The 13,254-nt window shown below is 42.8% G+C and carries 7 protein-coding genes; 6 read left to right on the plus strand and 1 reads right to left on the minus strand.

Annotated features, from left to right (window positions below; translation table 11 throughout):
- Window positions 1–81 precede the first annotated feature (81 nt).
- Together NIES592_RS08365 and NIES592_RS08370 are read left to right on the plus strand one after the other, a co-directional pair.
- Complete coding sequence (locus NIES592_RS08365) at window positions 82–279, plus strand: hypothetical protein (RefSeq protein WP_073555469.1); 198 nt, start codon at window positions 82–84, stop codon at window positions 277–279.
- 324 nt (window positions 280–603) lie between these two features.
- Window positions 604–918: a hypothetical protein gene (locus NIES592_RS08370; RefSeq protein WP_073555470.1), complete on the plus strand. Its 315-nt coding sequence runs from the start codon at window positions 604–606 to the stop codon at window positions 916–918.
- Here NIES592_RS08370 and NIES592_RS08375 read toward each other — a convergent pair.
- A complete protein-coding gene (locus tag NIES592_RS08375; protein WP_073555471.1) occupies window positions 915–1,682 on the minus strand; it encodes an NlpC/P60 family protein in 768 nt (255 codons plus the stop codon). The two genes, NIES592_RS08370 and NIES592_RS08375, sit on opposite strands and share 4 nt — an antisense overlap.
- An 855-nt stretch (window positions 1,683–2,537) precedes the next feature.
- Between NIES592_RS08375 and NIES592_RS08380 the strand changes: the two genes are divergently transcribed.
- From NIES592_RS08380 to NIES592_RS26220, 4 genes are all read left to right on the plus strand, one after another.
- The gene (locus tag NIES592_RS08380) at window positions 2,538–6,146 is read left to right on the plus strand and encodes an AAA-like domain-containing protein (RefSeq protein ID WP_073555472.1); all 3,609 of its coding nucleotides are present in this window, start codon (window positions 2,538–2,540) and stop codon (window positions 6,144–6,146) included.
- A 607-nt stretch (window positions 6,147–6,753) separates the two neighbouring features.
- Window positions 6,754–7,275: a tetratricopeptide repeat protein gene (locus NIES592_RS08385; protein WP_073555473.1), complete on the plus strand. Its 522-nt coding sequence runs from the start codon at window positions 6,754–6,756 to the stop codon at window positions 7,273–7,275.
- A gap of 556 nt (window positions 7,276–7,831) precedes the next feature.
- A complete protein-coding gene (locus tag NIES592_RS08395; RefSeq protein WP_073555475.1) occupies window positions 7,832–12,505 on the plus strand; it encodes an Hsp70 family protein in 4,674 nt (1,557 codons plus the stop codon).
- 437 nt (window positions 12,506–12,942) lie between these two features.
- Window positions 12,943–13,128, plus strand: coding sequence for a DUF4278 domain-containing protein (locus tag NIES592_RS26220; protein WP_073555476.1), 186 nt, complete (start codon window positions 12,943–12,945; stop codon window positions 13,126–13,128).
- The last annotated feature ends 126 nt before the right edge of the window (window positions 13,129–13,254 follow it).

Here is a 13,254-nt window from a genome sequence, read left to right on the forward strand (position 1 = left end):
TAGCTCGTGGTTTATATATGTATAGGTGCATATACTATCGGTTGTGTTATTCTAAATCTGTAAACCAGATTATCAAAAGGTATGGTTGGCAGAAAAAAATTAAATCGGGACAACTTACACGCTAGAGTTGCTCCGGAAACATCTGATAAGTTGAAGGAAATAGCTTATAAATTAGGTTACGTATACAATAATGAAGGATCAACAGGACAACTTTTGGACGCGATCGCACACGGCGAAATTATTTTAATTTCTGCTAATAAGCCTAGAAAATCTGGTTAACGTTTTTGCTTAATGATGCGATAATTGTAGGTATGAGGGGCAAATACTACTAAACCCTCATAAGGAGGTAAATTGACCCAATCAGGTAAAAAAGGCAACGGAAACCACGAAACCAATCCCGACGAAATTCGGGTTTATGAAGCGGTTTACGAGGTCGAAGACGAGGCTCAGGAAAATCCTGCGGGATATCTTGAGCTAAATATGAAAGGGGAGGAAACTAGGTTCCTTTAAAAGCTTCCTCCTGAACTTTCTGATGACAAATCAGAATAACAACTTAGTTTAGTTTTTGTCCCTAGATTGTCTAGGGACTTTCTTACCACCATTATGTCAGAGACAACCGTTTTTATTCCAGATTACTACCGAGTTCTAGAACGGCGTTCTGGAGAGTGGTTTTTAAAAAAGGCCAAGGTTCTTGTACGAAACCTGCCAATTGCTATTGACTTTGATGATTTTGAATTGCTTTACGGTATTTCCAGAGAGAAAGTTGCGATTGAATTATTTCGGATCAATGGCGGGAGAGATGGCTACTACCTAGTTAATCTCCGCCAAAAACGATACTACTATTGCGGAACAGAACCAGAAGGGGTAAAAACGCAATTGAGAGAATTAGGGATTGGGCGAGATGATCCAATACCTTAACCAACATACCGAATTACAGCCCGTGTCCTGTCTACCCAATACCCGCCATACATAAAAATTTCACTGAGTCGACCTTCACCGAGATTATGCAGCGCTTTCCCGGTTGAAGGGTCTAATAATATGGCGGCGTGGTGAGTGCGATCGCCTACAATACACATGAGTAACACATCGTTTGTTTGGAGTGGTTCATCGGCTTCGAGTTTACGGAAACCACATGAAGCAAAATTGCTCCTAAACATATCCCATTCCGGTGAAGTTGTTTCTTCGATGTCACCTCTTGGAAAGTCTGGTAGTTCGATATCCAGCATCCCTTTATAGTAACTGCGAAATAGCGTGTAACAGTCGCTACGGTTGTACTCAAAGCGCCATCCCAGGTAATACTCTAGTGATTTTGGGGAATGGGGATTAGGGGTTAGGGGATAGGGGTAAATATTGTTAGGTTCGTAGTAGTCCCATTGCCCGAAAGCAGTGTGGTATAGGACGTAGGGTAGTTTTGCAGCTTTGCTGTTGCTTATATCTGTGGGGCTGAGTAAAGCTGGTTGCGTATGTTGCCAATGACTATGGTAAATAGCCGCTACTTGGTTAGCAGCGTTTATTTGGTCAAAGTAGTCTGTTGAAATTTCAAACGCTTCTTGCGGGTTAGGAGCAATATTTGCACAAGGAAAAACTTCCCCATTCTCACAAATTAATCCACATATTTCCATTTCGCTCTGGTATTGAGAATGGTTGATAATTTTTTGTTTAATTTGGGTTGTTATTATCATGTAAGCTAAAAGCTAAATATATATACTGAATTTTAGTTTTTAAAGCTATAGTTTTTTATAATGCACGAAATTTTGAGCTTGCTACAAAATTTGTTACATTTTGGTTTTATTTTTTCAAAATCTTTACCAGTCAGGCTTTTGAAAGTTGGATATCGGACTGCAAAACCTCCATTCCCCGGTTCAAATCCGGGTGCCGCCTTTAAGAAAATCAAGTGTTTCAGGGCTTGAAAGCCCTTTTTTGTTGGACGTTAAAGGTCTTGTTTTCCAAGCCTTAAGATATTTTTGGGGTTATTTTGGGTAGTTGGGATAAAGAACTGGGGTAAAAATGTAAGGTAGAGGTTTTTACCCCAATCAGCATTTCTGAGGTAAAACTGGGGTAAAGTGGAAAGGATGAAGGTCTTTACCCCAGTTAAATTTACAAGCATTACGCAGGTAATAAACGTAACCTACAGATGCCAGAGTTATAAATTTGTTGAATTCAAAGACAGGCGATCGCCTTTTTTGATTTCAGGCAGAATTAGGTTTTGTGCGATCGCAGCAAGGAGAAATGGCAGAGTATGATCTGCTCGAGCAGTTTCCCTGTTAGCAACTAAATGTCCCGTAATTCCAGGTGATGTTGCTAGTCAATACCACAATTTCAATACATAGTCCAGTTTTTTCCAGTTTTTGGGGAATGGAATTTGCGATCGCTTATTTCCGGTATGATACATTTTTTTAGTTTGTAAATTGCTGTACATTAAGTCAAGAAAATCCTTAACTTTTCTACATCGACAATTACAGCTAGAACTTCTATAAATATGACAGTCAACTTTGTGATGCATTGCATCAATTCAGAATTGAAAGGCAGGGATACCCGTGCAAATATTGATTTCATCCTACGAATATCAAGTTGGCGGACGCCTCCCGGCTGATGCACCCAGCTACGTAGTACGGCAGGCTGACGAAGAACTCTACAATGCTCTAAAGGCAGGTGAGTTTTGTTACGTTCTCAACTGTCGTCAGATGGGCAAATCTAGCTTGCGAGTACAGGTGGCTAAACGTCTGCAAGAGGATGGTATTGCTTGCACAACGGTTGACCTGTCGGGGATTGGAAATCGCAACATCACAGCCGACCAATGGTATGCAGATATCGTTATGCGGCTGGTAAGGAGTTTCCGGCTATCTACTCAAATTAATGTCCGCAATTGGTTAGGAGAAAGACAAGACCTGTCCCCTGTAGGTCGTTTGGGTGAATTACTGCAATCTGTTTTACCAGAATTGATTAAGCAGCCGATTGTAATTTTCTTTGATGAAATTGACAGTACAATCAGCTTACCATTTAATACGGATGACTTTTTTGCTCTGATCCGCTCTTGCCACGAACACAAACGCTTCACTTTTGCTCTATTGGGAGTAGCCACACCTTCAGATTTAATTGCAGATAAAACTCGCACACCTTTTAATATTGGACGAGCAATAGAGTTAAACGGGTTCAATCTTGCGGAAGTTCAATCATTAGAAATAGGGTTGGCAAATAAAGTAGAAAATCCTCAAGCAGCATTGAAGGAAATACTTGCTTGGACGGGAGGTCAACCATTTTTGACTCAGAAACTCTGTCAATTAGTAGCACAGCATTGGGATGGAGGAACAGGACAACAGGGGAACTTTTCTGCTATAGAATCGCCCTTCCTGAAGAAACTGATGCACGAGATATTGACCCCAACTGAAGCGATCGCAGATCAAGTATCTGCTATAGTGCGATCGCATATCATCGACAATTGGGCATCACTTGATGAGCCACCCCATTTAAGAACGATACGCGATCGATTACTTTGCAACGAACAACGGGCTAGCAGACTACTGGGACTATATCTGCAAATATTACAGCAAGGTGGTGTGCCAGCCGATGATTCACCTGAAAAAATCGAATTGCTCCTATCGGGGTTAGTGGTTAAAAAACAAGGTAGCTTACAGGTTTACAATCGCATCTATCAAGAAGTTTTTAATTTAGAGTGGGTAGAAAAGCAGTTAAAAAAGTTACGACCCTACGCAGATTTAATTAATGGGTGGGTGACATCAAATTATCAGGATGAAACCAACCTCTTACGAGGACAAGTCCTCAAAGATGCTCAAGCTTGGGCGAAGGGCAAGAGTTTGAGTAACATGGATTATCGGTTTTTAGCCGCTAGTGAAGAACTGGAGAAACGCCAGGTACAAAGTGCGCTAATTGCATCCCAACAGGCAAATCAAATCCTCCTGAATGCCGAACAGCAAGCGAAACAAACGATTCGTCGCGGAGTGGTGGGATTATCTGCGTTGTCTCTAGTGACTCTCACCCTGCTGGGATTGTCAGGTTTACTAACATGGCAAACCGCGCAACAAAAGCGACAAGTAAGCTTGGGCGAGATTAAAGCCTTGACCCTCTTATCAGAAACTGCTTTTGAGTCTCATAATACCTTTGATGCTTTACTTGAAAGTCTAAGGGCTGGTATCAAGTTAAACCACATGGGATGGGAAAACGCAGATACAGAGTTAAAGGTGCAGGTAGAAAAGACATTACGCCAGTCCCTTTACTGGGTGCGTGAACGCAACCGTTTGGTAGGACATGGGGATGTAGTCACACGGGTGAAATTCAGTCCCGATGGGCAAAAGTTAGCCAGCGCCAGTTGGGACAAAACCGTGAAAATTTGGCAGCGTGATGGTAAGCTACTTCATACCCTGCGTGGTCATACGGATGCAGTTTGGAGTGTAAATTTTAGTCCCGATGGTAAGATGTTGGTCAGTGCCAGTCGAGATAAAACCGTGAAAGTCTGGCGTGTTGAAGATGGTAAAGAAATTATCACCTTAAATCATCAAGATTGGGTAGCGTGTGTCGGATTTAGCCCCGATAGCAAGGCGATCGCATCAATGGAATGGGGCGGTAAAATGAGACTCTGGAACCTACAAGGACAGGAGTTGAAATCTTTCTCTACCCATAATGCCCCAGTTGTTGCTATCCATTTCAGCCCCAACGGCAAAATGATTGCTACCGCTAGTCGAGATGGTACAGCAAAGGTTTGGTCTTTGGATGGCAAAGAATTATTGTCTCTGGGAGGCCATAAGAATTGGGTAATGTATGTTAATTTCAGCCGGGATGGCAAAAACCTAGTCACGACAAGTCGAGACAAGACCGCGAAAATTTGGGATTTAGACGGTAAGGAATTGGCAACACTACGCGGTCATACTGATACTGTAGCTAGTGCAGTTTTTAGCCGTGACGGTCAGACAATTGCCACTGCCAGCTGGGATAAAACCATCCGACTGTGGAGCCGCAAAGGCGAGGAATTGCAAGTTTTTCGGGGACATACTGATGCTGTTTGGGGTGTAAATTTAAGTAAAGATGGACAAATCCTGGCCAGTAGTGGTGAAGACGGGACTGTGAGATTGTGGAATATGGAGAATGGGGAAGCAGGAAAATTCCAATCCCTAAGTTTCAATCTTGGTGAAGCTGCTGCTGGTAGTGTCAGTTTTAGTCCTGATGGTCAAATTCTTGGTACAACTGGTCGTTACACAATGGCGAAACTCTGGAATCACCAAGGACAGGAACTGGTAACACTGAACGGTCATAGCGATACCCTAAGAAGCCTCCAGTTCAGCCCTAATGGACAAATTATCGCTACCGCTAGTCGAGATAAAACCGTCAAACTGTGGAATTTGTCTGGAAAAGAAATAGTGACTTTGCGGGGACATCAAGCAGATGTAAGGAGCGTAACTTTCAGCCCAGACGGTAAAACCATTGCTAGTGCTAGCTGGGATACAACAGTTAAACTGTGGAATTTAAATGGCAAGGAACTTTTAACTTTACGTGGACATCAAGGCGGTGTGAGAAGCGTAAGTTTTAGTCCTGATGGTCAAATTATTGCTACCGCAAGTGAAGATGGAACTGCTAAACTCTGGAATTGCCAAGGACAAGAACTAGTTACCCTCAAAGGACATCAAGCTGGAATACAGGCTGTAGGTTTTAGTCCTGATAGCCAGGTTATCGCCACAGCCAGTAAAGATAAAACCGTGAAACTCTGGAATCGCCAAGAATGTAGAGATGTTACATGTAACGTCTCTACACTGCGGGGACATGAGGGTGAGGTGAATGCTGTAAGTTTTAGTCCAAATGGAGAGATTATTGCTACAGCAAGTGAAGATATGACAGTCAAGCTTTGGAACCGTCAGGGAGAAGTGCTGCAAACCCTTGCAGGTTTGGATGCTGGGGTTAAAAGCGTGAGTTTCAGCCCAGATGGTCTAGTTTTAGCTTCTTCAGATTCTCTTGGTAAAATCACTCTCTGGAATTTAGATTTTGATTCTAGTCCAGAGAAATTGTTAGCGCAGGCTTGTAATTGTGTGAGGGATTATTTGCACAATAGTGCAGATGTCAAAGAGGATGAGAGGGGTTTGTGCGATGGGCTACGCCCCAGCCTTGGCGATCGCATTAATTCAGTGAAAATACCATAGTAAGCTAGAGCAATTGATTATTTTCAGTTGGCTAAAGTCCAACGATGTGTATGAGAGTGGGAATAACCAAATTTTTGGATTTTACTGGTATGTCAAGGGATTTTGTTTAGCAAACCAGTTATATCAAGTTCGGCTAATTGCTTACGATATTATGCTTCGCTTTTGGTCATTGGTTTTTCTCCATTACCAATTACCTATTACCAATTACCAGCCTACGCGACAGTATAAGTATTCAAGAGAACATGATATTAAAGGTTTATAGTTAAATTTTATAACCAACAAATATTTGTGCATTGAAAAGCTATAGACTTTAAAATCATGTCTTTATACCAATTAAAAATAAAGAAATCCAGATATCATAATGGTTTCTGAGTTTTGAAAGGTTACTTATACCATTTCACAAAAAATATGAGACGGATGTAGGTTGGGTTGAGGGACGAAACCCAACACCTCAAAATATTGTGATTGTTGGGTTTCACTGAGTTCAACCCAACCTACACATCTGTTTCATTCTTTTCTGGAATTGGTATTAATTTTGAACAATTGAGATTGTAGCTAGCCTGTGTCGCGATCGCTAGTCACATCATGTTTGCATGAGGAATAAATCATGAATAAACTCAAACAATTTTGGGTTAGTTTGTTAACCATTGCGCCATTAGTGAGTTTATCTAGTAATGCACAAGCACAATGGTATACCCCTATCCCACCACCAGAAACATATATCATGCCTTCTGCCATAGAAAGTGAGATTTGTAGACAGAATCCTGAGGTGAGAAATCACCCTAGATGTCAAAACCCTGGCTCGTTGGGCTTAGGAAATCAAAGACACAATACTAATGCTCCCAATTCAACTATTAATCCTCAACTTGCTAGTGCCTATTTAAAACAGGGTTTTCAACACTATCAACAGGGGAAATTCCAGAGTGCGATCGCAGCTTATAATCTAGCGATCTCGAACAACCCGAGTTATGCTGCTGCTTATCTTGGTCGTTCTATGGCTTTAAAAAAATTAGGAGACAGACACAATGCCTTTTTAGATGCGCGAAGAGCCGCTCATTGGTCTCGCCAACAAGGAAATATGAAAATATATAATGCAGCAGAAAAATTCAAGCGTGCAATCTATCGATAGTGACGCACCCTAATTTAACTTACCTTTCAAGAAGCAGGGGGAGTAGGGAAGCGCTTAATACCTGCTTTGGGGATTAGTTTAGGTGTAGGTTTAATGCTGGGTTTCTCCAATTTTTGGGTAATATCAGCACTAACTGTTACTGCACTACCTGTTATTAAAGTGATTTTTTACCATAATTTTAAAGCTTTCAAACATAAGCAAACTTCTCCTAGTCAGAATCTCAGTTCTCCTGATCAAAATTCCAAATCGCAGACTTTATCTGTTATTAATCAGCAAACTGACTCTAGCGAATTGAATGCGCTAAAAAATCAATTTTTAAAACTTCTTTATGGCGATCAAGGCGCTTGCAAACGGCTCATTCAATTCGAGCGCAGGCAGAATCCACATAAATCGGAAATAGAACTGTATCAAAATGCAATTGCTCGGCTGCTAAGAGATCGTGGACACTATTGAATCAGAATTTGATGATAAAGCCACAGGTATTAAAAATTATTACAGGAAATCGCAAAAGTAATCTATTCCGTAGATTTACTATAATAGGTTTCCTAAAAGAAAAATGTCTAATTGGCGCTTGAATTTCAAGAGGTTATTTCAGGCTTTATACAGACCTCTGATTAGTCTGGTAAGAAGGCTACAGGCGGGAAAAAATCCTCGTCAACAGCTAGCCAAGACTTGTGAAAAGTTACAAAGACAACTAGAGATTCCCCAAGACAGGGAAAAAGCTTGGCAGACTTATACGCAAGCTTTGTTTCTAGCTAGGAAATGCAGCGATCACCAGGAACTCACTCAATTAATTTTCAGATTTGATCCGCTTTTTGGTGAACAAACTCCTAGCCCTAACTTGGCGATTGGACAAGCACTCTCTTTTCTGCTGGAAGCAAAACCTCAAACCGCTCAAAATCTGGACGCTGCATGGCGACTATCGCAACGATTGCCCGAAACCTCATCTATACAGGAAATCCAGCAACAGATATGCCTGCAAACAGCAAGAATTGGTGATAGCAATCTGCTGTTAGCTAAGTTACTCAAGCGGCGTCAGGAGGGTAATTTAGATAAATCACAACTTTTGCAAGTAGTCAATATTTTTTTAGAAAATCACACTTTTCAACTGGCTGATCCTTGGAAGTCATTTTTTGCACAGTTGCAGCCAGATGAACTTCCCAAAATACATCAAGTTTACGCTCTTGTCGATCGCTATATTGAAGCTGCTGATTTGGCGGAAACTGCTCAAGATTACCGCGCTGCTATGCATTACCTCATGCCTCTGGCTGGTCAGGAAAATGCCTTGCGGCGGTTGAATTTGGCTAATCGGTTAGGTGATGACAGAGCGATCGCTCAAGCGCATGAAAAAGTAGCAGAGAGTTTTTGGGAGGGCCGTAATTTTACCATAGCCCTCGAACATTTTCAACAAGCAGGTAATCTAGAACGGGTCAGCGATTGTCACCAGAGACTTGGAGAATTAGGACTAGCTATTCAATACCGTCCTAGTATTACCCCTGAATGGGTGCAGTCAATTCGAGAATCATTAGAGAATACAGTCAGGTTACACATCGAACATCAGGAATTTTTAGCGGCTGTACAGTTGTTAAAGTCTGTAGCCGCAGCATGGCAGGAAAAATCTCAAGTACCTGAAGCTGAACGGACACAACGTCTTTTATCAGAGGCAGTCAGAACCGCTCGTGCTGCCTTGACTACTGAGTTGTCAGGCTGTGAGGGACAGTCTACCACAGACCTGTTTAAACGCTGGAGTCTTCTGGAAGAGGCGGCGGGAAACTATCTCGAAGCTGGATTGCAAGCCGAGAAAGCCCAAGATTATTTTGCTGCTTCTGTGTTGTTTGAAAAAGCTGGTGCATTTGGACAAGCTTTAGTTGCCTTAGAATCTGCCTCCCCGGAAGCAGTTGATATCAGAAAAAAAGCACAGTTGCTAGAAGAAGGCGGTGACTTTTTTATGGCGGCATCGCTGTATGAACGGTTGGGAGAAACCGATCAGGCGATCGCACTTTACGCACAAGCCGGGGAGTTCTTGCGGGCAGCAGAGTTACGCCAACAGCAGCTAGGTGATGAGCCAGCATTGTTTGATTATCAATTCCAAGAATTGCTGCAAAAAGCTGGACGGGTGGAGCAGCTCGCCCAGTTGTGTGCAGCCAAAGCCAACGCCACAGGACAATCCACCAGCCAAAAAGCCAAATTGTGGCGGCGGATCAAAGATTTGGCAGACCAAGGTCTGCTGGGGCAAAAATGGCTAGACTTGGTAGCGATTGAGCTTCCTGGTATAGAAGTGCTAGATCGTCGCCGCTTTGAGGAGCAGGCAAATAAATGGGTTAAAGATGCAACTACGCAAGTTTTAGCAGATTATATTGATGCGATCGGGTTGGATTTAGGCACTAGTAACAGTGTAGTGTGTCTTTACAACAAACGAGAAGGAAAGCCGGAAGTTGTGGAGCGGCGAAGACAACGGCAGATCCCATCGGTATTTGCGATTGATCAGTCGGGACGGGAACTGGTGGGAGTCCCCATCGCCGAGTTGTTAGGCAAGTCCCCCCGCGCCATCATCATCAAAGCTAAACGGGAGATGGGAACAGACCGGAAATTTCGGGCAGGTGGTCAAGAATATCGAGCCGAAGAAATTTCCGCCCGGATTATCAACTGTGCGCGTGAGTTTGCCAGGGAATACCTGCAAACGAAGATTGCAGCCAAAGTCTCGACCATCGCCGCCCAGAAAATGCGATCAACTCCTCCCAGCGATTGGGTAAATGAGTTTCTGGTGCAACATCCGCCTGTCATTCCCTTGCACAACATCGTCATTACTGTACCAGCGTACTTTAACGAGGCACAGAAACAGGCAACTAAAACTGCTGGATTTCTAGCAGATATTTGTGTGCTGCGATTGATACATGAACCAACCGCGGCTTGTCTGGCCCAGCGTATCCATGAACATAAAAATGAAACCATCTTAGTCGCTGACTTGGGGGCAGGAACTTTCGACCTTTCGATCATTGAAGCTGGTGGCGGTGTATTTGAAGTACAGCAGATTGAAGGTGATAATGCCCTTGGTAGTGCGGATTTAGACGAAATCATTTACACCCATTTTAGTGAATTTGTCAGAGCCGAGACAGGACAAGATATTCCGCGCAATAGTCAAGCCGCAACCCGCTTGCGTCAGGCTTGTGAACAACTCAAGATTGAACTGTCTACACAAAGCGAATGGACAATCGATTTGCCTTATCTGATTGGCGATCGCACAATCCAATTAATCCTGACACGAGCAGAACTAGAACGATTGGCATCCCCCTGGCTAGAACGGATTCGTAGCACCTGCCGAAAAATCACAGAAAACCCCACTCGTATCTTGCTGATTGGAGGGGGTGGACTAATGCCCGCAGTTCGCCGATGTATTCGTGATGTATTTCATCTAGAGCCTGATTCTGCTTATGATCCCTTGACAGTCGTTGCCCGTGGTGCAGCTTTGCAAACAGCAATTCTCATGGGTGATTTCCATAACACGCTGTTGCTCGATGTTGTACCCTTCAGTTTAGGGATTAAATGCCGGGTTGAGTCTGGGGAATTTCAGTTTAGTCGTGTCATTCCCAAACACACCACCATTCCCACTGCCAACACCCAGCGATACACTACCATTGAAGATAACCAAACTGTGGTCAGAATTGAGGTTTTTCAGGGGGAATCATCTATTCCTGAAGAAAATTTCAAGATTGGCGAATTTATCCTACAAGGCATTCCCATTGCCCCAGCTGGTGTACCGCAGATTGATGTCAAGTTTGAAATTGATGCTAATTGTTTGCTCACGGTCACGGCTCGTGATGTCGGGACGGGTAATAAGCAGAGTATTGCGATCGCTGATTCCCACTTGCTCACCCCCGCACAAATGACTTCGCTGCAAACTCGATTCCGTGACTCACAACTCTATCAGGAATCGCTGACTAGTTTAGAAAAACTGATGGCACAGTTGCAAGCAACCTTGCATGAGGTAGAAACAGCAGACATTCTTGCTTTGTCAACACGCTTTCAAAACCGCATCCAGATTTACGAACGACATCGGGAACGCTATTCACCTACATCCACAGATAATAATACACTTTTTGATGTTTATCGCGATCGCCTGCAATTAGAGAACAACACCAGACTCGCACTGGATCAATGGGACACCTTAAGCCGCAGTATTCGTTTGTGGTTAGATCGTTATGGCTCGTTGGATTGGCGAACTAAGGAAATTGTCACGCAAGTACAGCAGTTGTTAGAAGATGGCGATCAGCTGCTGCAACGCGCTCAAAATGCCAAAATGGATATCATTGATATTGCCGCCAATTATCAAAGATGGTTGAGTGTGCTGGAGAACTTGCCCATTAACCCTGAAGGTAATCCTCAAGAGCTAGCACAACATTTTTTACGTCTGCAACGTTACTCAGAAGCTTTGACTCAGTTTGAGCGATTGGCTAAACCTCTATCTTCGCAGCAAGTAGAACTCGGTTTAGAAATTTTAGCTCGTGTTCGACAACGCGAAGCTTATACAGCTTTGTTGCATGAAAATACGGTTACGCTGGGAGTTCACCAACCAGATTTTACCAGCCTCAATCATACTGTCCGGATTTATACTTCTTCTGTTGTTTGGATACAAGTAAATTTAGGTAATTGGGCTACGAGTGGCAGTGGTTTTGTGATTAGCTCCCATTACATCGCTACCAATCGCCATGTACTCATCGACGAGACGACAGGAAACTGTGTTGCACCCCACGCTATACAGGTATTTACCAGAGAGGGTACTTTGCAGGTCGTATCAATTCATTTACCCAGTTGGGGTGCAGACGATGTAGCAATTTTGCAGGTGCAGCCAGCATCTAACTCGCTAACACCCTTGCGGTTAGGCTTTTCGGAACTAGTTGAAGTGGGAGAGCAGATCATGACCATTGGTTTTCCCTCTCCTGAAAGTGGAGGATTTACCGAGAATCTTTACTGCAATACGGGGTTAATTAATCGTGTCCGTCCCAGTTCACTTTGCTCTGAGCGAGTGTTGGAGGTGAGCATTCCCCTACAAGGAGGAATCAGTGGCGCACCCATCTTGAATCAATTGGGCGAAGTTATTGGGCTGTTAACCTTCTGGTTAGAGCGCAGACAGGAGTCGGCTAGTAGACAGATTCGCAGTGAGCAGTCATTTTATGCCATTCCGGTAGAACTGTTACGCCGCTTGCGAGCCGAAATTAATAATGAATGGTAAACTAGCTACACTTATGCAAAAAGAAGGCGATCACTTTATCAATGTCAATGCTTATTGCTTCTGCTTAAAATAACTACCTTCCATCCTGACAAATTCTAATCGTCTTCTTGCCAAAATCACCCAATGGGAATCAAATATAGTGTAGATAGTTGCATTACTTTTGGTTAACGGCGATCGCCACTGCCAAATTTTTCCGTCAATACAGAAAAGTTAAGTATTTTGCTTGTGATCGCCACAATTAATTTAAGGTACTGGTAGTCCATAAGTCATAACCCATTTGTGGCACTTATAGTTAGTGAAAAGTTAAGGGTGTAAGAAATAAAGTTAATTCTTGTTTCGCTCAAAAACTGCATAACTTTTATATATCGACTTGAGAAAATATAAATTTTATCGTGATAACAGTCAACGCTAGTCACCCACAAAAATAAACTAAACTTATGCTACTGTCTTATCGCGGTTCTTATTACAGTACTATCATCACCCAATTGCCTAAGCAGCAAGATTTTATAACTGCAAAGTATCGTGGGGTTAGTTACAAGATTGTAAAGCATACAAAAGTTCAAACTCAACTCAAATCTGAGTTAAAATATCGCGGTGTTATCTATATCAGTAGTAGTAAATGAGGTTTTGCAGAATAATGTATTTACAAGTAGCTGTTCAAGCTCAAGTTCATCCGAGTAAACAAAATGATGTTGCGATAAATCCACTCACAGGATGTACCATAATTTCTCTACCTCTAATTTTACTGT

Origin of the sequence: Fischerella major NIES-592, assembly GCF_001904645.1 — a bacterium.
In the GTDB taxonomy this organism is placed as follows: domain Bacteria; phylum Cyanobacteriota; class Cyanobacteriia; order Cyanobacteriales; family Nostocaceae; genus Fischerella; species Fischerella thermalis.

What these genes read in the sequence shown, in the direction of transcription:
- NIES592_RS08365 (WP_073555469.1), top strand. Translation starts at nt 82, where the DNA reads ATGGTTGGCAGAAAAAAATTAAATCGGGACAACTTACACGCTAGAGTT.
- NIES592_RS08370 (WP_073555470.1), top strand. Translation starts at nt 604, where the DNA reads ATGTCAGAGACAACCGTTTTTATTCCAGATTACTACCGAGTTCTAGAA.
- NIES592_RS08375 (WP_073555471.1), bottom strand. Translation starts at nt 1,682, where the DNA reads ATGATAATAACAACCCAAATTAAACAAAAAATTATCAACCATTCTCAA.
- NIES592_RS08385 (WP_073555473.1), top strand. Translation starts at nt 6,754, where the DNA reads ATGAATAAACTCAAACAATTTTGGGTTAGTTTGTTAACCATTGCGCCA.
- NIES592_RS08395 (WP_073555475.1), top strand. Translation starts at nt 7,832, where the DNA reads ATGTCTAATTGGCGCTTGAATTTCAAGAGGTTATTTCAGGCTTTATAC.
- NIES592_RS26220 (WP_073555476.1), top strand. Translation starts at nt 12,943, where the DNA reads ATGCTACTGTCTTATCGCGGTTCTTATTACAGTACTATCATCACCCAA.